Source organism: Corallococcus sp. RDP092CA (assembly GCF_041903675.1).
GTDB lineage: Bacteria > Myxococcota > Myxococcia > Myxococcales > Myxococcaceae > Corallococcus.
Map to the genome: position 1 here is coordinate 1 of NZ_JAYESI010000010.1, position 18,784 is coordinate 18,784.

The following is an 18,784-nucleotide window of genomic DNA, read 5'->3' on the forward strand; positions in this document are numbered from 1 at the left end:
GGACATGGGGGATGACCCTTTACGGCACGGGGCGGCTTGACGGAATGTCCGGGTCACAGCGGTGTTGAGCCGGACGCCCGGGAACCCTAGGCTGCCCGCCGCCCAGGCCGACAGAGGGGACATGAACACCGACATCCGTGCGCTCACCGAACGCGTGCAGCAGGAAAGCAGCTTCGTCGAGCTCCTCAACCAGGAGACCGGCAAGGTCATCGTCGGGCAGCGGTACATGCTCGAACGCATCCTCATCGGCCTCTTGTGCAACGGCCACGTCCTCCTGGAGGGCGTGCCCGGACTCGCCAAGACGCTCACCGTGCGCACCGTGGCGGACTCGCTCAGCGCCACCTTCATGCGCGTGCAGTTCACGCCCGACCTGCTGCCGGCGGACCTCGTCGGCACCATGATCTACAACCAGCAGACGGCCGCCTTCACCGTCCGCAAGGGCCCCATCTTCGCGAACATCGTCCTCGCGGACGAAATCAACCGCGCCCCCGCCAAGGTCCAGTCCGCCCTCCTGGAGGCCATGGCCGAGCGCCAGGTCACCATCGGGGACCAGACCTTCGGCCTGCCGTCCCCCTTCCTCGTGCTGGCCACCCAGAACCCCATCGAGCAGGAGGGCACCTACCCCCTCCCCGAGGCCCAGGTGGACCGCTTCATGCTCAAGGTGAAGGTGGGCTACCCGACCCGTGATGAGGAGAAGGTCATCATGGACCGCATGGCCGGGGGCTCGTCGCCCAAGGCCCAGCGGGTCATCGCGCTGGAGCACCTGGTGCGCGCGCGCTCGCTCGTCCACGACATCTACATGGACGAGAAGGTGAAGGACTACATCCTCAACGTGGTGTTCGCCACGCGCGAGCCCGCGCGCTACGGCCTCAAGGACCTGGCGGACTACATCCAGTTCGGCGCCTCGCCGCGCGCCACCATCGCGCTGGCGCAGGCGGCCCGCGCGCACGCGTTCCTGCGCCACCGCGGCTTCGTCACCCCGGAGGACGTGAAGGCCATCGCCTTCGACGTGCTGCGCCACCGCATCGCGATGACCTACGAGGCGGAGGCCGAGGAGCTCACCCAGGAGAAGATCATCCAGCGCGTCTTCGACCGCGTGGAAGTCCCCTGAAAGGCCTCCGGTAAGAGCGCGCCCGTGCTGCCCAAGGACCTCATCCGCCGCATCCGCAAGCTGGAGATTCGCACCCGCAAGGTGGTCTCCGACATGCTGGCCGGCCAGTACCACTCGGTGTTCAAGGGCCGCGGCATGGCCTTCTCCGAGGTGCGCCAGTACCAGCCCGGCGACGAGATCCGCTTCATCGACTGGAACGTCACCGCGCGCATGAACGAGGCCTTCATCAAGGTCTTCACCGAGGAGCGCGAGCTCACGGTGATGCTGCTGGTGGACGTGTCCGCCTCCAACGAGTTCGGCTCCAGGGACCGCACCAAGGCGGAGGTGGCCGCGGAGGTGGCCGCGCAGATCGCGTTCAGCGCCATCGCGAACAACGACCGCGTGGGGCTCATCCTCTTCTCGGACCGGGTGGAGAAGGTCGTCCCGCCGCGCAAGGGCCGCATGCACGTGCTCAGGCTGGTGAGCGACATCCTCACCTTCAAGCCGAAGGGCCACGGCACGGACCTGTCCGCCGGCCTCACGTACCTGACGCAGGTGTCCAAGCGGAAGGCCGTGACGTTCCTCGTGTCGGACTTCATGGCGACGGGCTACGAGAAGCCCCTGCGCCTGGTGGGCCGCCGCCACGACCTGGTGCCGGTGGTCATCGAGGATCCGCTGGAGCACCGCTTCCCCAGCCACGGCCTGGTGGAGATGGAGGACCCGGAGACGGGCGAGCGCTTCGTGGTGGACACCAGCTCCACCGCCGTGCGCGGCAGGTTCATGCGCGCCATGCAGGCCCAGCGCGACGAGCGCCGCAAGCTGTTCAAGAAGCTGGAGCTGGACCACGTGGAGCTGCGCGCGGGCGACGACCACGGCAAGGCGCTGGTGAACTTCTTCCGCGCGCGGGCCCGGAGGATGGCGGCATGAGACACGCGCGCGTCCTCGCGGCCCTCCTGTTCGTCAGCGCGCCGTCCGCGTGGGCCCAGGCGCCCGCCGCGCCCAGGGCCCCCGTGGCCCTGGAGCTGGTGGCGCCCACGGGCGCGTCCGCGCGGGTGGAGCCGGAAGAGGTGCGCATCGGCGAGCCGTTCACCTACCAGGTGACGCTCACGCACCCGAAGGACCAGCGCTACGAGCTGGTGGCGCCCACCGGCGAGGGCCCGGTGGAGCTGCTCCAGCAGACGCGCCAGCGCCAGGACAGCGCCAGCGACGCGACCACGACGTTCGGCCTGCGCTTCTCCGCCTTCGAGCTGGGCGCCGTGCCGCTGCCGGACCTCACCTTCGACGTGGCGACGCCGGAGGGGCCGCGCCGGTTCGTGCTCAAGGGCAAGACGGTGGACGTGGTCTCCACGCTGCCGCCGGACGCGCAGGGGCAGGGCGCGGAGCTGTTCGACTACCAGCCCCCGCAGGAGGTGCCCATCCGGTCCTGGACGCTGCTCTACGCCCTCGCGGTGGCGCTGGCGGTGGGCGTGGCCGCCTGGGCGCTGGTGCGCTGGTGGCAGCGCCGGCCGAAGCGCGAGAAGGTCGTCCCGGTGCTGCCGCTGGACGTGCGCGTGCGCCAGTCCCTGGACGCGCTCAAGCGCGAGGACCTGCCCGCCCGCGGCCACGTGAAGGAGTTCTACTTCCGCCTCTCCGAAATCGTGCGCGGCTACCTGGGCGAGCGCTACGGCTTCGAGGCCCTGGAGTGCACCTCGTCCGAGCTGATGACGTCCCTGCGCAGGTTGCACACGCCGGGGCTCCCGGAGGACGCGCTGATGCGCTTCGTCTCCGAGTCGGACATGGTGAAGTACGCCCGCGCCGACGCCTCCCCCGACTCCTGCAAGCAGGCGCTGGCCTTCGGCTACGACCTGCTCGCGAAGACGTTCGTCCCTCCCGCTCCCCCCAAGCCCGATGCTGCCCCCGGACCTCGCGTTCAATAACCCGGAGGCGCTCTGGGCCCTGCTGTTGGCGCCGCTGCTGCTGGCGCTCGCGTTCTGGGAACGCAAGCGCCGCGCCACGCTCCGCTTCTCCGCCGCGCATGTCTTCGCGAAGGGCGGCCGGGGCTTCCGCGCGTACCTCTTGCCGCTGCTCCCGCTCCTGCGCGTGGTGGCGGTGGTGGCGGCGGTGGTGGCCATCGCCCGGCCGCAGTCGCGCGACTCGCGCGTGAGGGACCTGTCGGTGGAGGGCATCGACATCGTGGTGGCGCTGGACCTGTCCACGTCCATGGAGGCCGGTGACTTCCGGCCGCAGAACCGCCTCAACGTGGCGAAGGAGGTGCTGACCGACTTCATCTCCAGCCGCGTGAACGACCGCCTGGGCCTGGTGGTGTTCTCCGGCGCCGCGTACACGCAGGCCCCGCTGACGCTGGACTACGGCGTGTTGAAGGAGGTGCTCAAGCAGCTGCGCACCCGCGTGCTGGAGGACGGCACGGCCATTGGGGACGCCATCGCCACGTCGCTCAACCGCCTGCGCGACTCCGACGCGAAGAGCCGCGTGGTGGTGCTGATCACCGACGGCGACAACAACGCCGGCAAGATCTCCCCGCTGGACGCGGCGAACATGGCCGCGTCGCTCCACATCCCCATCTACACCATCCTCGTGGGCAAGGGCGGCAAGGTGCCCTTCCCGCAGGGCACGGACCTGTTCGGCAACACCGTGTGGCGCGAGACGGAGATCCCCATCAACCCGGAGCTGATGCAGGACATCGCGGACCGCACCGGCGGCGAGTACTACCGCGCCACCGACCCGGAGGGCCTCAAGCAGGGCCTGCAGAAGGTGCTGGACTCGCTGGAGCGCTCGAAGCTGATGGAGGGCGGCGCCAGCGCCACGTACAAGGAGAACTTCCACCCGTTCCTGCTGGTGGCGTTCGGGCTCGCCGCGCTGGAGCTGCTCCTGCGCGCCACCTTCCTGCGGGTGTTCCCATGATGCCCACGCTGGAGGCCTGGCGCTTCACGCTCCTGGGCTATCAGACGGGCCTGGCGCAGCCCGTGTTCCTGGGCCTGTTCCTGCTGGGCCTGCTGTTGGGGCTGCTCGCGCTGCTCAAGGCGCTGGGCCGCAGGACGCGGCTGTCGGCGCTCATCGCGGAGCGCCACGCGGCGACGCTCGCGCCGGGGGTGTCCGTGTGGCGGCCGGCGGCGCAGGGGGGCCTGTATGGCCTGGGGTTGATGCTGTTCGGGCTCGCGCTCGCGCAGCCCCAGTGCGGCACGAAGAGCGAGCTGACGAAGCGCCGGGGCATCGACGTGGTGGTGGCGCTGGACGCGTCCAAGTCCATGCTCGCCCGGGACGTGCAGCCCAGCCGGCTGGACCGCGCGAGGCTGGAGCTGAACACGCTGCTGGACGAGCTGAAGGGCGACCGGACGGGCCTGGTGGTGTTCGCGGGGGATGCGTTCGTGCAGTCCCCGCTCACGTCGGACTACTCGGCGGTGAAGCTGTTCCTGCGCGCGGTGGACCCGGACGTGATGCCCCAGGGGGGCACCAACGTGGGCGCGGCGCTGCGGCTGGCCAAGCAGGTGCTGGACAACGCGGACCGGGGCTCCAAGGACCGCGTGGTGGTGCTGCTGTCGGACGGCGAGGACCTCACGGGCGAGGTGCGCGAGGCCACCGAGGCGCTCAAGGACGCGCACGTCCAGGTGCTCGCGGTGGGCGTGGGCTCGGACTCCGGTGAGCCCATCCCCGTCTACGACCGGCGCGGCGAGTTCGTGGACTACAAGAAGGACTCCAACGGCGACACGGTCATCACGCGCCTGGACCGCGCGGGCCTCACGGCCATCGCGGACGCCACGGGCGGCGCCTTCTTCTACCAGCCCAACGGCGTGGCCATGGGGCAGGTGGTGGAGCGCATCGACCAGTTGCAGAAGAGCGAGCTGGAGAGCCGCGTGACGGTCCGCTACGACGAGCGCTTCCAGTGGTTCGCCATCCCCGGCCTGGTGCTGCTGGTGCTGGGCATGGCGCTCATCCCCTCGCGCCGGAGGGCCGCATGAGCGCGCATCCGATGCGGCGGCGCGCGGCGCGCGCGATGGCGGTGGGGCTGGCGAGCCTGCTGGCGCTGCCGGGCCCCGCGTGGGCGGTGGGGCCGCTGGAGAAGGACCACCCGCTGGTGCAGCGCGGGCGCGAGGCCTACGCGGCCGGACGCTACGAGGACGCGCTGAAGGACTTCGAGGCCGCGAAGAAGGAGCGGCCCAATGATCCGACGGTGGAGTTCAACCGCGCGGACGCGCTGGCGAAGCTGGGCCGCGCGGCGGAGGCGCGCGAGGCGTTCAAGCAGGTGGCGGAGTCCTCGCGCCAGCCCGACCTGGCGCAGAAGAGCTGGTACAACCTGGGCAACCTCGCGGCCACGGCGGGCGACCGCGCGGAGGCGCTCAAGTCCTACCGCAAGGCGCTCACGCTGGACCCCACGGATCCGCAGGCCCGGCACAACTACGAGGTGGTGCTGCGCGACCTGCCGCCGCCCCAGAACGGCCCGGATGGCGGCACCGACGGAGGCCAGGACGGCGGCAGCGACGGCGGACGCCCGGACGCGGGTGAGGACGGCGGCCAGAAGGGCGACGGCGGCACGCCGCAGGACGCGGGCCAGGACGGCGGTTCAGATGGCGGTGCCGACGGCGGCGCGGACGGCGGCGCCGATGGAGGCCAGGACGGCGGCGCGCAGGATGGCGGTGCCGACGGCGGCGCGGATGGCGGCGGCGGTGATGGGGGCCCCGGTGACGGCGGCGCGGATGGCGGCGCCGACGGCGGCGGTGACGCCGGGCCCGCTGACGGCGGCGCGGATGGCGGCGCCGACGGTGGCCAGGGCGAGGGCGAGGGTGACTCGCGCGATGGTGGCACGGACGGCGGCAGCGAGGCCGAGCAGGAGGCGGAGGCCAACCCGCGCGACGGCGGAAGTTCGCCGGGTGACGTCGACCGGCAGGAGGCCGAGCGCCTGCTGGATGCGATGAAGCAGAACGAGAAGAATCTCCAGCTCTGGCGTTTCCAGCAGAAGAAGAAGCAGAGGAAGCCCAATGAGAAGGACTGGTAGCGGGCGCACGGCGCTGCTCGCCGTGCTCGCCCTCCTGGCCACGGCGCCGGCGTGGGCGGCGGACATCGAGTTCTACCAGACGGTGGACCGCAACGAGGTGGGCACCGACGACACCTTCCGGCTCACCGTGGTGGTGGTGGACGCGCCGTCCAACGCCCAGGTGCGCCTGCCCGAGTCCAACGACTTCGAGGTGCTCTCCTCGTCGCGCGGCAGCCAGCGCTCCATCTCGCTGTCCGGCGGCGGCCCCGCCGTCATCCAGGACATCACCCGCCACGAGCTGCTGATGCGCCCGCTGCGCGCGGGCAAGCTCACCATCCCGCCCGCGACGCTCAGCGCCGGGGGCCGCACGTACCGCACGGACCCCGTGCCGCTGACCGTGCGCGAGGGCCGCGTGGGCAACGCCCCCCAGGCGCAGCAGGGCGGCCGGTCGCAGCTGCCGGACCCGTTCCGCAACTTCCGCAACATGCCGGATCCGTTCGGGGACGACGACTCCGACCTGATGGGCGATGAGCCGGTGATTCCGCGCGGGGACTCGGACCTGTTCCTGCGCGCGAGCCTGGACCGCGACGACCTCTACGTGGGCGAGCAGGCCACGCTGTCGCTCTACATCTACTCGCGCGTGGACCTGTCCAGCGTGGACGCGGTGACGATGCCCAAGCTGGAGGGCTTCTGGACGGAGGAGGTGGAGAGCCCCACGCAGCTCTCGGGCGAGCAGAAGGTGGTGGACGGCATCCCGTACCGCGCCTACCTGCTGCGCCGCCGCGCGCTGTTCCCGGTGAAGTCCGGCACGCTGCTCATCACCCCGGCGGAGGCGGACATCACCACGGGCTTCCTCTTCGCGGGCCACCGCGTGCACCGCGTCTCCAACGGCCTGAAGGTGAAGGTGCGGCCCCTGCCGAACGGCGCGCCGCCGAACATGTCCAACGCGAACGTGGGCTCGTGGCGCATGTCGCTGGACGTGTCGCAGACGCGCGTGGAGCTGGGCCAGCCCATCACGGTGAAGGTCATCCTGGAGGGCCAGGGCAACGTGAAGAACGTCACCCCGCCCAAGCTCACCGGCCCGGCCGCGCTGAAGATCTACGAGCCGACGACGACGGACCGGCTCACCCCCAACCGCAACCGCATCCAGGGCCGCCGCGTGGTGGAGTACCTGGTGATGCCGCAGCGCACGGGCACCTTCACGCTGCCGGAGCTGCGCTTCCCCTACTTCGACCCCGTGCGGCGCCAGTATGAAGTGGCGCGCACGGACGCGGTGACGGTCACCGTGGAGGCGGGCGCGGGCGGCGTGTCGTCGCTGCCCTCGACGATGACGCCCTCGCAGGTGGCGGACGCGGCCAACGAGCAGAAGAACGTGCTCACCGCCGGAGGCCTGCGTCCGGTGCGCGCGCAGGCGCACTTCGTGGGGCCGTCGCAGCCCGCGTGGACGCAGCCCTTCTTCGTCGCGGGCGTGCTGGCGCCGCTGGGCCTGCTGGCGGGCGTGGCGTTCGTGGGCGGCATGCGCGGCCGGCTGGCCACCCGCTCGGAGGCGGGCCGGGGCCGTCAGCAGGCGAAGGCCGCGCGCAAGCGGCTGGCGGAGGCGGAGAAGCTCAAGGCGGGCTCGGACGCGGGCGCGTTCTACGTGGAGGTGGAGCGCGCGATGACGGGCTTCCTGGAGGCGCAGCTGGGCTTCCCCGTCGGCGGGCTGACGCGCGAGGCGCTGGGCGAGAGGCTGACGGCGGCGGGCGTGGACGCGGAGCGGCGCGCGCGCGTGCTCTTCGTGCTGGAGGCGTGCGACCTGGGCCGCTACGGCGGCGGGGTGGAGCCGGGGGAGCGGCGCAAGGTGCTGGCGACCGCGGCGGCGGTGATGGAGGGCTGGGCGTGATGAGCGACGCGGCGACGCAGGGCTACTACACCGCCGAGGAAGCGGAGGCCGTCTTCCAGCAGGCCAACGACGCGTACGGGCGCGAGGACTACGCCACCGCGCAGTCGCACTACGAGAAGCTCCTGGCCCACGGCTTCGGCGGGCCGGACGTGCTCTACAACCTGGGCACCACGCACCTGGCCCGGGGCGACCTGGGCCGCGCGGTGCTGGCGCTGGAGCAGGCCCGCAAGCAGGGCGGCCGCGCCGCGGACCTGGAGGCCAACCTGGCCCTGGCGCGGGCGCGGCAGGTGGACAAGGTCGTGGGCGCCACCGCGGACGAGGCCTTCCTCCCCCGGCTGGCGGCGGCGACGGACGGCGAGGCCGTGGCCTGGGTCTTCTTCGTCGCGTGGCTGGTGGGCTTCGCGCTGCTGCTCTTCCGGCGCCTCTTCCCCGCAATGTGCCGCACGGCGGTGGCGGTGGTGGCGGGCCTCTGCCTCACGGCGGCGGTGCCGGCGGCGCTGCTGCTGGGGGCGCACATCTGGGTGCACCAGAACGTGCACGAGGCCGTGGTGCTGTCGCCCACGCTGGTGGCGCGCGAGCTGCCGCGCTCGGAGGGGCGCTCCCTCTTCGAGGTGCACGCCGGGCTGAAGGTGCAGCTCCTGGAGGAGACGGGGAAGTACGTGCGCATCCGCCTGCCCAACGGCCTGGAGGGCTGGGCCGAGCGCGACGGCGTCTCCGAAATCTAGGCGGGGCCGGAGTGACCCCCGCCCGCGGGAATCCAGCAGCGGCCCGCTTTCGTACAGAGGGGCAGCCGGGAGATGTCGCTTCGCTGGACGTCGCCAGGGCAATGGCCTACGAGGGGCCCCGAGGAACCATGGCTGGCAACGCGCAGGCGCCCTTTCACATCCTGCTCGTCGAGGACGAGCCCGTCATCCGCGAACTGGTGCGCTCCATGCTGAGCGACGGCGCGGTGGACGTGGTCTGCGCGGCCAACGGCATCGAGGGCCTGAAGCTGGCCCGCGACCGGACCTTCCACCTCATCCTGATGGACGTGGTGCTGCCGCAGCTGGACGGCGTCTCCGTGTGTCGCATCCTGAAGAGCGACCCGGCCACGGCGAAGGTGCCGCTCTACATGCTCACCGCGAAGGCGAAGAAGGCGGACGTGGAGAGCGCGACGCAGGCGGGCGCGGATGGCTACATCCACAAGCCCTTCCGCGGCGCGGAGCTGATGGACCTGGTGGAGCGGCTGCGCGCGGCCCACACGGCCGCGGACTGACGCTCCACCAGAGGCCCCTTACGGCAGGTGGGGGTGGAGGAAGCGGGCCAGGGCGATGAGGTCGTCCCAGTCCAGCTCGCCGAACTCCAGCGCGACGCCGTCCACTTCGCGGCGGCGGATGGTGCACATGGTGACGAGCTCCCGGTCGCCCGGCAGCGGCAGGGCGATGGTGAGCGCGCGCTGCGTATCCGCCGGGTGGGCCTGGAGGAACAGGCCGTTCATGGAGATATCGCGCGCCTGCGCCGTCACGGTGCGGCCCGACAGGAGCACCTTGACCTGGAGCCGGGCTTCGACGCGCGGGTGGTAGCGCTCGCGCTCGTTCGGACGGGGGTCGTTGGAGGGGTTCATCATCGGGGGACTCACCTTCAAGTGCGACAGGACGCGACAACTCTGAATCAGGTTGGAGCGGTGGCAAGTTTTCGGGTTTTCGTCCGCCGTCCCGCGCCGTGGACCAGTCACCCGCGCATGGGAGACGCCTGTCGCAGGGGCGAAGGACCGCGTCCCTGTCGTTTCAGGGGGTTGGCCCCTGGCATGGACAATGGAAGGCAGCCCCGGCGAATCCCTGCCGGAGGCACCTCTTGGAAGACCGTCGCATCCCGTCGTTGAGCATCGCCCCGTCCATCGCGCGTCAGACGCCAAAGACGGAGTTCGGCCCCACGCTGGCGCGAGCGGCGCGCGAGGTGGTGCGCACGGGCGCGGGGCTCGTGGGCGGCATGTTGCCGTCGGGCCCCATCTCCAGCGCGGTGGTGTCCACGCTGAGCGGCACGGTGTCCGCGGCGGTGCCGGTCGAAGCGGTGTCGTCGGTGCCAGCGGCGGGTGGGGCCTCCGCGCCGTCCGCGCGCGCGAGCACGGCGGGGACCACGGCTTCGACCGGGGCGACGGGGACGGGGGACGCGTGGGACCTGCTGGAGGCGCAGCGGCTGATGGCCGAGGACGGCCAGAAGTTCAACGTGGCCTACCTGTCGCTCCAGAACGCGATGCAGAAGGAGAGCCGCGAGCACAACGCCATCTCCAACATCATGAAGGTCCGCCACGACTCGGCGAAGGCCGCCATCAACAACATCCGCTGAGGCGCGCTCGCGATGGCCATCGACAAGTTGGGAGCCGTGGACGGCGCGGGGCCTTCGCCCGCGGTGGAGTCCGGCAGGCAGCGCTTCGGCGAGGTGCTGGACGGCGCGCGTCCGCCCGCGTCGCGCCCGGTGCCCGTGGCGACGGAGGGACCGCCGAAGCCGGTGCGCGCGCCCACCGAGGCCACCGCCGGCACGTCGCGGGCGGACGGCGTGGAGCGGGCGAAGGCGGGCTGCGCGGAGGTGAAGCCGGGCACGCGCGTGGATTCCGTGCAGTCAGCGCGCAGTCAGCAGGCGGTGGAGGTGCTGGACCGGGTGGGGCAGGCGCAGCAGCGGTTGGATCACATCCTGAAGCTCGCCGAGTCCGGCCGCACCTTCAGCCCCTCGGAGTTGATCGCGCTCCAGGCCCACGTCTACCGCGCCAGTCAGGAGCTCGATCTCGCCGGCAAGGTCGTCGAGAAGGCCACCGGCGGCGTCAAGCAGGTCCTCCAGACCCAGGTGTGAGGAGTCCTTCGTTCCATGCGTTCCGCTCCCCTTCGTTGTCTCTGTCTCCTCCTGCTCCTGGGCGCTGCCGCGTGCCGGGAGCGCATCCAGCATGGCCTCGACGAGCGTCAGGCCAACGAGCTGCAAACGGTGCTCGTCGAGCGGGGGCTCGACGCGCGCAAGGTGCCAGAGTCGGGCAAGAAACCCACCTGGGCCATCGAGGTGGCCGACGCGCAGTCTTCGGACGCGGTGCGCATCCTGGCGGAGCTGGGGCTGCCTCGGCTCGCCGCCGAGACGGGCTGCGACGTGTTTGGAGGAAGCGGGCTCGTGCGCTCGCCGCTGGAGGAGCAGGTCTGCCGCGTCCGGGGCATGGAGCGGGAGCTGGAGAAGACGCTCCAGACGGTGGACGGCGTGCTGCTGGCGCGCGTGCACCTGGTCGTTCCACCTCCGCCGAGGCCGGGGCAGGCTCCCACGCCGTCGAAGGCCTCGGCGATGCTGCGCACGGCCCCCGGCGGCGCGGCGCGCGTGCGCAAGTCGGCGGACACGTTGCGCGAGCTCATCGCGGGAGGCGTGGAGGGGCTGTCGCCGGAGGCGGTGTCGCTGCTGGTGGACGAGGTGACGACGCACGTGGAGGCGCCGTCGCCCAAGGGAGGTCCCGTCCCGCTGCGGCTGCGCGTGGTGCTCGCCCTGCTGGGCGTGCTGGTGACGGGGCTCTCCGGGGCGCTCATCTGGACGACGCTGCGCTGGCGGCACTTCCAGGGGCTGGCGCAGGAGCCCCCCGCGGCGCCGCCTGTCCCGCCCACGCCCGCGCGGCCGGTGGTGACCCCAGGCTCCACGCGCAAGCTGGCCTGAGCACGCCATGGACGTCACACGCGTGGGACGGGTGCTACGAAAGGCCCGGAAGCTCCTGCCCGCGAGGAAGGAACCACCGCGGGCCACGGCGGCGGAGGTCACGCTGCCCGCGTTGTCACTGCCCCTGGAACGCATCGCGCTGGTCGTCTGTGTCCTGGCGCGGGAGCGCGCCGCGGAGCTGCTGGGCGGCTTGTTGGATGCCGAGGCAGGCAGGGCGCTGCGCCACCTGGAGCGCTTCGCCGCCATGCCCTCCGCCCAGCGGCAGGCCAAGGTGGCGGTGGAGTTCGGCGAGCGGCCGGACGGCGCGAACCGGCTGGCCCTCTTCCTGGAGACAGCTCCCGAAGCCCTGCGCCAGGAGGCCTTGCGCGGGCTTCCGCCGTACCACCGCAGCCGGTTTCCCCAGTGGGAGGGGACCGCACCGAGAGCGGAGGCCGGGCCGGCCCTGACCGCCCTGGCGGAGCGGCGCATCCGCGAGGCCCTGCGCTGAGCAGCGCTGGGGGGAGGGCCATCCCGAACCGGGAACGCCGCATCCCGAAGACGGACCTCCACTCCTGCCAACACCCTGATTCCACGAGCTGGTCCCCAGGCCACGGCCGTGCACAGGGGACGTGTGTCCCATCGCCGTCCCGGAGCTCCGGATGCAAACGAATCCAGTCAGGTCCCCCAGCGCCGCGAGGAAGCCCACGCGTCCGTTCCGCCCGGGAGCGCGCCGGCTGACGCGCGCCCATCTGGTGTTGGGGCAGCGACCCCAGGTGGGGCGTTGGGGCGCGGAGCTCCTGCGCGACGTGGGCGCGGCGCTGTCACGGGACCTGGGCGCGGCGGTCGAGGTGGAGGGGCACCTGGTGCAGGCGGCGGTCCAGCCGGAGCGCGAGCTGGCGGTGGGAATGGTGTTCGCGCTGGTGGAGCTGTCGGCGGTGGGGGGCACCGCCATCGTGGAGCTGGAGGTGCCGCTGGTCTTCGCGGCGCTGGCGAGGCTGGCGGGGACGGGGCCGCGGCCGGCTCCCGTGGCGGAGCTGACCCGGTTGGAAGAGTCCACGCTGGTGTACCTGCTGCTGTCCGCCCTGGCCGCGATGCGCGGGCAAGGCGAGTGGGTGCGAAGGCTGGGACCTCGTCTCTCCGCGGTGTCGATGCGGCGCGGTGACGTGCTGACGCGAGTCGACCCGAGACAGCCCTATGTGGCGGTGCTGCTGACGGCAGCGGTGGAGGGAGCGACCGTGGGAGGCCGGGTGCTCCTGCCTGCTCGTGCCGTGCAGACCGCGTTCCAGGAATTGCCCGTGGAGTCTGGAGGCGCCATCGCGTCCCAGGTGCTGGCTGCATCGATTCCCGCGCGCTGCCTCATGGGGCGCAGTCCATTGCAGGCCGCGGCGGTGGATGCGCTGTCGGCGGGTGACGTCGTGCTCTTCGAGGGCGTGCGTCTCCGGGCTGGCCGGGTGGAGGGACAGGGGCACCTGATCACCCGGGGCTTCGCGCTCCGCGGTGAGTTTCTCGCGGAAGGTTTTTCGACGGGGAGCGTGCATTCGCACGCGGCCCGACAGGAGTCGGACATGGTGGCGACGAACAAGCGGAGCGAGGCGATGCCGCCGCTCCCGGTGGATGTGGAGATCGAGCTGACGCGGTTGCAGTTGCCCCTGTCGGAGCTGGCGGCCCTGAAGCCGGGCACGTTGCTCCCCCTGCACGTGAACGCGAGCAGCCCCGTGCTGCTGCGCGTGGGTGACCGCGCGGTCGCGCGTGCGGAGTTGGTGGAGATCGAAGGCGAAGTCGGCGCCCGCATCCTGGCGTTGCTGCCGTGAGCGCACCCGTGAACACGTGGCTCTCATCGTTCTCTCCACGCGGCAGGCTGCTGCTCGCGTCGGCCCTGTTGCTGGGACTTGCGACACTCGCGCCCTTGGGAGGACTGTCGCTGGTGAGCACCTCCCGCCTGCTGGTTGGGTCCATGGCGCTGGCGGGGTTGGGCTGGGGGTTGCTGCGCAAGGGCGGCTCGTCCGGGAGTGGCGATGCTGCGACTCTGGAGCCCCTGCGCATCGTCGCGCGGACAGGGCTTTCGCAGCGCTGCGGTCTCGCGCTCGTGGAGGCGGATGGGCGGCGGTACCTCGTGGCCTATGGCGATACCTTCGCGGAGCTCCGTGAGACCCGGGCCGTGGCGGTTCTAACGAGTCCCCTGTCGGGGCCGGCGGGGAAGCCGCGACCGGACCTGGACCTGGAGCCGACGGTGCTCTTCCCTCGCACGCGACGGATCCAGATGGCGTGCGGTGCATCCCGGAAGCGGGGTGGGGGATGAAGGCGCTCGGATTGGGATGCGGCATGTTCCTGCCGGCGCTGGCGTTCGCCGCGGAGCCATCCTTGTCGCAGGCCTCCTATGCCGGCAGTCCGCTGGCGATGATGGTGATGCTCGCGCTCCTGTCGCTCCTGCCGTTCGCGGTGTTGATGCTGACGAGCTTCTCGAAGATCGCCGTGGTGCTCTCCCTGGCCCGCTCGGCGATGGGCACGCAGCAGGCTCCGCCGACGTTGGTGCTCACGGGGCTCGCGGTGGTCCTGACGGGGCACATCATGGCGCCGGTGATGGAGCGCATGTACGACGCGGGTCAGGCGGCCTACGACGAGGTGCACTCCGGTGCGCAGGTCCTCTCCGCCGCGAAGCAGGTGACGGAGCCCCTGCGTGCCTTCCTCATGAAGCATGGCAGTCCGGAGGAGCGGGCCCGCTTCGTGGACCTGGCCCGCGAGCTGCGACCTCCGGAGGAGTCCGAACAGGTGCAGGAGACGGACCTGTTCGTCGTCATCCCGGCCTTCGTCATCACCGAACTGCAGGAGGCCTTTCAGATTGGCTTCATCGTCTTCCTCCCGTTCCTGGTGCTCGACATGGTCATCGCCAACGTGCTGCTCGCGTTGGGCATGCAGACGCTGTCGCCGAGCCAGGTGAGCCTGCCCTTCAAGATCCTCCTCTTCGTCGCCGTGGATGGCTGGGCACTGCTCGCGCGGGGCCTCATCCTCGGCTACCGGTGACGCCATGACCCAGGACGTCCTGCTCACCCTGGGGCGCGAGGCCCTGCTGTTGATGGTGCTCGCCTCGCTGCCGCCCATCGGCGCGAGCCTTCTGGTGGGTTTCCTGATGAGCCTCTTCCAGGCGACGACCCAGCTGCAGGAGAGCACGCTGTCGGTGGTGCCCAAGCTGTGCGCGGCGGTGCTGTCCCTGGTGCTCGCGGGGCCGTGGATCGCCGGGCAGCTCACGCGCTTCACCCAGCACCTGCTCATGCTCATCGCGGAGGTGGCGCTGTGAACCCGGAGGTCTGGGGTGAACAGCTCCGCTCCCTGGGGCCGCACGTGGTCGCGGTGTCGCTGTGCGCGGCCCGGCTCGTGCCCATCGCGTTCCTCTGCCCATTGCTGGGGGGACAGGCCGCGCCGACGACGGTCCGGCTGGGCCTGGTGCTCGCGCTGTCGCTCTTCCTGCACCTCGAGGCGGGCGTGGAGTTCAGCGGCACGGTGGAGACGCCGGTGGTGATGGCGGCGCTCGTGGTTCGTGAGCTGGCCTATGGCGTCTCCGTGGGCCTCGTGTCCGCGCTGCCCTTCGACGCGGCGAGGATGGGGGGCCGCTTCATCGACCTCTTTCGAGGAACCTCCGCGGAGGCGAGCCTTCCGCTGGCGGGAAGTCGCGAGTCCGCTGCGGGCGATGCGCTGTACCACCTGCTGGTGGCGAGGGTGGTGTCCGGCGCGCTCTTTCCCGTGGTGCTCTCCGCCCTGCTGCGCGGCTTCGGAGTGGTGCGGCTGGGGGCCTTCGTGCCCACGGAGGCCTCGGCACTACAGGTCGTGGTGATGGTGGGGGGCGCCATGGCCACGGGGTTCGCGGTGGGCGCTCCGGTGGCGGCCGCATCGCTCGCGGTGGATGGCTTCCTGGGCATGGCATCGAGGGCCGCGGCGCAGGTGAACCTCCAGGAGTCGGGGGCTCCGCTGCGAATCCTCGGAGGTGGCGCGCTGCTGTGGCTGGGCGTGGGGCTGCTGTGTGAGCGGCTGCTCGCGGGCGTGGCTTCGGCGGAGGGGGCGCTGGCGCTGCTGGGCGAGGTCTCGCGATGAGTGGCGAGAAGACGGAGCAGCCCACCGCGAAACGGCTGCGCGAGGCCAGGCGCAAGGGGCAGCTTCCTCGAAGCCGGATGGTGTCCTCCGGCGCGACGACATTGGGAGGGCTGCTCGGCTTCATCGCATGCGCACCCGAGGGCTTCGCCCGGCTGAAGGACTGGGCCGCGAAGTTGATGCTGGAACAGACCCTCGCGGGCGCATGGGAGGAGGGCGCGTGGGTCGCTGCCCGGCTGTGCGGCCCTGCCTTGGGAGGAGCCTTTATCGCGTCGCTGGTGGTCTCCGTGGCTACGGTGGGCTTCGACCTGGATGCACGCCATGCTGCGCCGGATTTCGAGCGCATCAATCCCATCGCGGGCCTCAAGCGCCTCTTCAGCGCTCGGCCGCTGGTCGAGCTGGGCAAGGCGCTGCTCGTGGCGGCCCTGCTGGCCCTCATCGTCTGGAACGAGGTGGAGGAGGTCGGCCCCGATGCCCTGCGGGCCGCGTGGCTCGAGGGAAGCCGGGGATGGGAGTTCCTCGTCGGCAGGCTGGCGGCGCTGGTGACGCGACTGGCGTGGGTGGTGCTGGGGTGCGGCGCGGTGGACTGCGCGCTCGCCCGGCGCAGGCACCGGCGCGAGCTGATGATGACCCGCGAAGAGGTCAAACGAGAGCACAAGGAGAGCGAGGGCGACCCGCGTCACAAGGGACAACGAAGGGCCCTGCATCGCCAACTGGCGCAGGGGGGACCGGCACGTGGAGTGCAGAAGGCCACCGCAGTGATCGTCAACCCCACGCACATCGCGGTCGCGCTCCGCTACGACGCGGGCGAATGCGACGCGCCCTACCTCGTGGCCAAGGGCCGGGAGCAGGACGCGCTCGCGCTCAAGGAGGAGGCGCGCCGCCAGGGCATCCCCGTGGTCCGGGACGTGCCGCTGGCCCGCAGCCTCATCCACTTCGACGTCGGCGAGTCCATCCCCGAGGAGCTGTACCAGGCGGCGGCCGTCGTGTTGCGGACCGCGATGGAGCTTCGCGCGCCGGACGACCGTCCACGGAGACAGACATGATGCCCCCCTTCCTGAAGGTCTTGCTGAAGGCCCGCCAGTCCTCCGATGTCGTCCTCGCCGTGGCGATGGCCGCCGTGCTGGGGGCGCTCATCATCCCGTTGCCGGCGTGGCTGCTCGACGTGGGGCTCGCGGTGAACCTGGCCGCGGCGGTGGCGCTGCTGGTCGCGGCGCTGAACGCGAGGGACGCGCTGCGGGTGACGTCGTTCCCCACCCTGCTGCTCTTCACCACGCTGTTCCGGCTGTCGCTCAACGTGTCGTCCACGCGCCTGGCCCTCTCCGAGGGGCATGCGGGCGAGGTCATCCAGGCCTTCGGTGAATTCGTGGTGCGAGGCGACTACGTGGTGGGCGCGGTGGTGTTCGCCATCCTCACGCTCGTGCAGTTGCTGGTGGTGACCAAGGGCGCGGAGCGGGTCGCGGAGGTGTCCGCCCGCTTCACGCTGGACGCGATGCCCGGCAAGCAGATGTCCATCGACGCGGACCTGCGCGCGGGCGCCATCGACCAGACGATGGCCCGGCGGCGACGGCGCGACCTGGAGCGCGAGTCCCAGATGTTCGGCGCCATGGACGGCGCGATGAAGTTCGTGAAGGGCGACGTTGTCGCGGGCCTCGTCATCGTCGCGGTGAACCTGCTGGGCGGCACCCTCATTGGCGTGTTGCAGAACGGTCAGTCCTTCTCCGAGGCCGCCGCCACCTTCGCCCTCATCGCCATCGGCGACGGGCTCGTGTCCCAGGTGCCCTCGCTGTGCATCGCGGTGGCCGCGGGCCTCGTCGTCACGCGGGTGGCGGCGGAGAAGGAGGAGGACTCGCTCGGGTCGGAGATCGGCTCCCAGTTCTTCGGTGACTTCCGCACGCTGGCCACCGTCGCGGGCCTGTGTGTCGCGCTGGCCTTGATGCCGGGCATGCCGCACGTGACCTTCCTCGTCCTGGCCGCGGGGCTCGGAGGGCTCGGGTATGCGCTGCGGCGCAAGGGCCAGGCGTCGGAGACGCTCCAGGTGAAAGCGGAGGCCTCCCCGGGAGCCGAAACGCAGCCTGGGGCCGCGGGCAAGCCTCCGGAGAGCGCGAAGGCGCCGGTCGGGGTGACGCCGCTCACGCTGGACCTGTCCGCGCAGCTGACGCCGCTGGCGGAGGCGGACGGAGGCGCCTTCGTCCACACGGTGCTGAACGCCGTGCGCGACGAGCTGTTCTTTGAACTGGGCGTGCGCATCCCCGGCATCCGGGTACGGACCCACGCCGCCTACCTGGGCCCGGGGGAGTACCGCATCCTCCTGGACGAAGTGCCCGCCGGTGGCGGCGTGGTGCAGCCCGGCGCCCTGTACGCGCTCGTTCCCCCGGCCGAGCTGGCCTTCCTGGAGGTCCAGGCGGAGGCGTCGGTCGAGCCCGCTAGCGGGCGACCCATCAGCCGCGTGGGGGAGGGAGCCCGCTCCCGGCTGGAGCTGGCCCAGGTGCCGCTGCGCAAGCCGTCGGAGCTCATCGCGGACCACCTGCGGGCGGTGCTGCGCCTGCGCGCCTCCGCGCTGCTGGGACTCCAGGAGGTGCAGGGGCTGCTGGAGGGGCTGGAGGCCCAGTGTCCCGTGCTGGTGAAGGAAGCGCTGCAGAAGGTGCCGCTGCCGCTGCTGGTGGACGTGCTGCGGCGGCTCGTGCAGGAGCAGGTGAGCATCCGCGACCTGCGCGCCATCCTGGAGGCGCTCGTGGCGCCCACCACCGAAGGCGACGCGGCGGCCCTGGCCGAGCGCTGCCGTCAGGCCCTGCACCGCTACCTGAGCCACCAGTTCGCGCCCACGGGCCCGCTGTACGCGTACCTCGTGGACCCCGAGGTGGAGGAGGTGCTGCGCGCCAGCGGCCCCCGGGGGCTCGCGCCAGAGCCGGAGCGCCTCATGGAGATACTGGAAGGGGTGCGGCAGATCGCCACGGGAGGTCGGGCGGTGCTGCTCGCGGCTCCGGACATCCGCCGTCCGTTGCGCAAGCTGTGCGAGGGCCCGTTCCCGGACGTGGCGGTGCTCACCTACGGAGAGCTGGATGGGGACCTGCAGATTCGCCCCATCGGGCGGCTCTCGCCGGTCGCCGTGGGGCGGTGAGGC

At 71.6% G+C, this 18,784-nt stretch carries 21 protein-coding genes; 20 read left to right on the plus strand and 1 reads right to left on the minus strand.

Features of this window, described 5'->3' with window-relative positions; all coding sequences use genetic code 11:
- The first annotated feature begins 121 nt into the window (after window positions 1-121).
- The 9 genes from U8525_RS13260 to U8525_RS13300 all read left to right on the plus strand — a co-directional run bounded on the left by U8525_RS13260 (window position 122) and on the right by U8525_RS13300 (window position 9,196).
- Window positions 122-1,111 carry an AAA family ATPase gene (locus U8525_RS13260; protein ID WP_374265432.1) on the plus strand — a complete coding sequence of 330 codons (990 nt, stop codon included), beginning with the start codon at window positions 122-124 and terminating at the stop codon, window positions 1,109-1,111.
- A 24-nt stretch (window positions 1,112-1,135) separates the two neighbouring features.
- Window positions 1,136-2,017, plus strand: coding sequence for a DUF58 domain-containing protein (locus U8525_RS13265; RefSeq protein WP_374265434.1), 882 nt, complete (start codon window positions 1,136-1,138; stop codon window positions 2,015-2,017).
- On the plus strand, window positions 2,014-3,006 hold the full coding sequence (locus tag U8525_RS13270; RefSeq protein WP_374265436.1) for a hypothetical protein: 993 nt from the start codon (window positions 2,014-2,016) through the stop codon (window positions 3,004-3,006). Before U8525_RS13265 ends, U8525_RS13270 begins: the two co-directional genes overlap by 4 nt.
- Window positions 2,978-3,991 carry a VWA domain-containing protein gene (locus U8525_RS13275; RefSeq protein ID WP_374265438.1) on the plus strand — a complete coding sequence of 338 codons (1,014 nt, stop codon included), beginning with the start codon at window positions 2,978-2,980 and terminating at the stop codon, window positions 3,989-3,991. Before U8525_RS13270 ends, U8525_RS13275 begins: the two co-directional genes overlap by 29 nt.
- On the plus strand, window positions 3,991-5,046 hold the full coding sequence (locus U8525_RS13280; RefSeq protein ID WP_374265783.1) for a VWA domain-containing protein: 1,056 nt from the start codon (window positions 3,991-3,993) through the stop codon (window positions 5,044-5,046). Before U8525_RS13275 ends, U8525_RS13280 begins: the two co-directional genes overlap by 1 nt.
- Window positions 5,043-6,080: a tetratricopeptide repeat protein gene (locus U8525_RS13285; protein ID WP_374265440.1), complete on the plus strand. Its 1,038-nt coding sequence runs from the start codon at window positions 5,043-5,045 to the stop codon at window positions 6,078-6,080. The genes U8525_RS13280 and U8525_RS13285 overlap by 4 nt, the downstream gene beginning before the upstream one ends.
- The gene (locus U8525_RS13290) at window positions 6,064-7,941 is read left to right on the plus strand and encodes a BatD family protein (RefSeq protein WP_374265442.1); all 1,878 of its coding nucleotides are present in this window, start codon (window positions 6,064-6,066) and stop codon (window positions 7,939-7,941) included. Before U8525_RS13285 ends, U8525_RS13290 begins: the two co-directional genes overlap by 17 nt.
- Window positions 7,941-8,666, plus strand: a complete 726-nt coding sequence (locus U8525_RS13295; RefSeq protein WP_374265444.1) for an SH3 domain-containing protein — start codon at window positions 7,941-7,943, stop codon at window positions 8,664-8,666. Before U8525_RS13290 ends, U8525_RS13295 begins: the two co-directional genes overlap by 1 nt.
- Window positions 8,667-8,794: 128 nt before the next feature.
- Window positions 8,795-9,196, plus strand: coding sequence for a response regulator (locus tag U8525_RS13300; RefSeq protein ID WP_374265446.1), 402 nt, complete (start codon window positions 8,795-8,797; stop codon window positions 9,194-9,196).
- Window positions 9,197-9,214: 18 nt separating this feature from the next.
- On the opposite strand, the gene U8525_RS13305 is transcribed toward U8525_RS13300, so the two are convergent.
- Window positions 9,215-9,547, minus strand: coding sequence for a PilZ domain-containing protein (locus tag U8525_RS13305; protein ID WP_374265448.1), 333 nt, complete (start codon window positions 9,545-9,547; stop codon window positions 9,215-9,217).
- A gap of 227 nt (window positions 9,548-9,774) precedes the next feature.
- Here U8525_RS13305 and U8525_RS13310 point away from each other — a divergent pair, with 227 nt between their 5' ends.
- The 11 genes from U8525_RS13310 to U8525_RS13360 all read left to right on the plus strand — a co-directional run bounded on the left by U8525_RS13310 (window position 9,775) and on the right by U8525_RS13360 (window position 18,781).
- The gene (locus U8525_RS13310; protein WP_374265450.1) at window positions 9,775-10,266 is read left to right on the plus strand and encodes a hypothetical protein; all 492 of its coding nucleotides are present in this window, start codon (window positions 9,775-9,777) and stop codon (window positions 10,264-10,266) included.
- Between the two features lie 12 nt (window positions 10,267-10,278).
- On the plus strand, window positions 10,279-10,767 hold the full coding sequence (locus U8525_RS13315; RefSeq protein ID WP_374265452.1) for an ATP-dependent helicase HrpB: 489 nt from the start codon (window positions 10,279-10,281) through the stop codon (window positions 10,765-10,767).
- A gap of 15 nt (window positions 10,768-10,782) precedes the next feature.
- A complete protein-coding gene (locus U8525_RS13320; protein WP_374265454.1) occupies window positions 10,783-11,598 on the plus strand; it encodes a flagellar M-ring protein FliF in 816 nt (271 codons plus the stop codon).
- Window positions 11,599-11,605: 7 nt separating this feature from the next.
- Window positions 11,606-12,085, plus strand: a complete 480-nt coding sequence (locus U8525_RS13325) for a hypothetical protein (RefSeq protein WP_374265456.1) — start codon at window positions 11,606-11,608, stop codon at window positions 12,083-12,085.
- 151 nt (window positions 12,086-12,236) lie between these two features.
- Window positions 12,237-13,388, plus strand: a complete 1,152-nt coding sequence (locus tag U8525_RS13330) for a FliM/FliN family flagellar motor switch protein (RefSeq protein WP_374265458.1) — start codon at window positions 12,237-12,239, stop codon at window positions 13,386-13,388.
- Window positions 13,389-13,501: 113 nt separating this feature from the next.
- A complete protein-coding gene (locus U8525_RS13335; protein WP_374265460.1) occupies window positions 13,502-13,876 on the plus strand; it encodes a flagellar biosynthetic protein FliO in 375 nt (124 codons plus the stop codon).
- Window positions 13,877-13,899: 23 nt separating this feature from the next.
- Window positions 13,900-14,598, plus strand: coding sequence for a type III secretion system export apparatus subunit SctR (gene sctR / locus U8525_RS13340; protein ID WP_374265462.1), 699 nt, complete (start codon window positions 13,900-13,902; stop codon window positions 14,596-14,598).
- Between the two features lie 4 nt (window positions 14,599-14,602).
- Window positions 14,603-14,872 (plus strand): flagellar biosynthetic protein FliQ, encoded by a 270-nt coding sequence (locus tag U8525_RS13345; protein ID WP_374265464.1) that lies wholly within the window; start codon window positions 14,603-14,605, stop codon window positions 14,870-14,872.
- Entirely contained in the window at window positions 14,869-15,663 is a 795-nt protein-coding gene (locus tag U8525_RS13350) for an EscT/YscT/HrcT family type III secretion system export apparatus protein (RefSeq protein ID WP_374265467.1), read from the plus strand. The genes U8525_RS13345 and U8525_RS13350 overlap by 4 nt, the downstream gene beginning before the upstream one ends.
- Window positions 15,660-16,706 (plus strand): EscU/YscU/HrcU family type III secretion system export apparatus switch protein, encoded by a 1,047-nt coding sequence (locus tag U8525_RS13355; protein ID WP_374265469.1) that lies wholly within the window; start codon window positions 15,660-15,662, stop codon window positions 16,704-16,706. Before U8525_RS13350 ends, U8525_RS13355 begins: the two co-directional genes overlap by 4 nt.
- Window positions 16,706-18,781: a flagellar biosynthesis protein FlhA gene (locus U8525_RS13360; RefSeq protein WP_374265785.1), complete on the plus strand. Its 2,076-nt coding sequence runs from the start codon at window positions 16,706-16,708 to the stop codon at window positions 18,779-18,781. The genes U8525_RS13355 and U8525_RS13360 overlap by 1 nt, the downstream gene beginning before the upstream one ends.
- Window positions 18,782-18,784: the final 3 nt, after the last annotated feature.

Excerpts from the sequence above, each read along its gene's own strand:
- U8525_RS13260 (WP_374265432.1), top strand. The coding sequence starts at position 122 with ATGAACACCGACATCCGTGCGCTCACCGAACGCGTGCAGCAGGAAAGC.
- U8525_RS13270 (WP_374265436.1), top strand. The coding sequence starts at position 2,014 with ATGAGACACGCGCGCGTCCTCGCGGCCCTCCTGTTCGTCAGCGCGCCG.
- U8525_RS13275 (WP_374265438.1), top strand. The coding sequence starts at position 2,978 with ATGCTGCCCCCGGACCTCGCGTTCAATAACCCGGAGGCGCTCTGGGCC.
- U8525_RS13280 (WP_374265783.1), top strand. The coding sequence starts at position 3,991 with ATGCCCACGCTGGAGGCCTGGCGCTTCACGCTCCTGGGCTATCAGACG.
- U8525_RS13285 (WP_374265440.1), top strand. The coding sequence starts at position 5,043 with ATGAGCGCGCATCCGATGCGGCGGCGCGCGGCGCGCGCGATGGCGGTG.
- U8525_RS13290 (WP_374265442.1), top strand. The coding sequence starts at position 6,064 with ATGAGAAGGACTGGTAGCGGGCGCACGGCGCTGCTCGCCGTGCTCGCC.
- U8525_RS13295 (WP_374265444.1), top strand. The coding sequence starts at position 7,941 with ATGAGCGACGCGGCGACGCAGGGCTACTACACCGCCGAGGAAGCGGAG.
- U8525_RS13300 (WP_374265446.1), top strand. The coding sequence starts at position 8,795 with ATGGCTGGCAACGCGCAGGCGCCCTTTCACATCCTGCTCGTCGAGGAC.
- U8525_RS13305 (WP_374265448.1), bottom strand. The coding sequence starts at position 9,547 with ATGATGAACCCCTCCAACGACCCCCGTCCGAACGAGCGCGAGCGCTAC.
- U8525_RS13315 (WP_374265452.1), top strand. The coding sequence starts at position 10,279 with ATGGCCATCGACAAGTTGGGAGCCGTGGACGGCGCGGGGCCTTCGCCC.
- U8525_RS13320 (WP_374265454.1), top strand. The coding sequence starts at position 10,783 with ATGCGTTCCGCTCCCCTTCGTTGTCTCTGTCTCCTCCTGCTCCTGGGC.
- U8525_RS13325 (WP_374265456.1), top strand. The coding sequence starts at position 11,606 with ATGGACGTCACACGCGTGGGACGGGTGCTACGAAAGGCCCGGAAGCTC.
- U8525_RS13330 (WP_374265458.1), top strand. The coding sequence starts at position 12,237 with ATGCAAACGAATCCAGTCAGGTCCCCCAGCGCCGCGAGGAAGCCCACG.
- sctR (WP_374265462.1), top strand. The coding sequence starts at position 13,900 with ATGTTCCTGCCGGCGCTGGCGTTCGCCGCGGAGCCATCCTTGTCGCAG.
- U8525_RS13345 (WP_374265464.1), top strand. The coding sequence starts at position 14,603 with ATGACCCAGGACGTCCTGCTCACCCTGGGGCGCGAGGCCCTGCTGTTG.
- U8525_RS13355 (WP_374265469.1), top strand. The coding sequence starts at position 15,660 with ATGAGTGGCGAGAAGACGGAGCAGCCCACCGCGAAACGGCTGCGCGAG.
- U8525_RS13360 (WP_374265785.1), top strand. The coding sequence starts at position 16,706 with ATGCCCCCCTTCCTGAAGGTCTTGCTGAAGGCCCGCCAGTCCTCCGAT.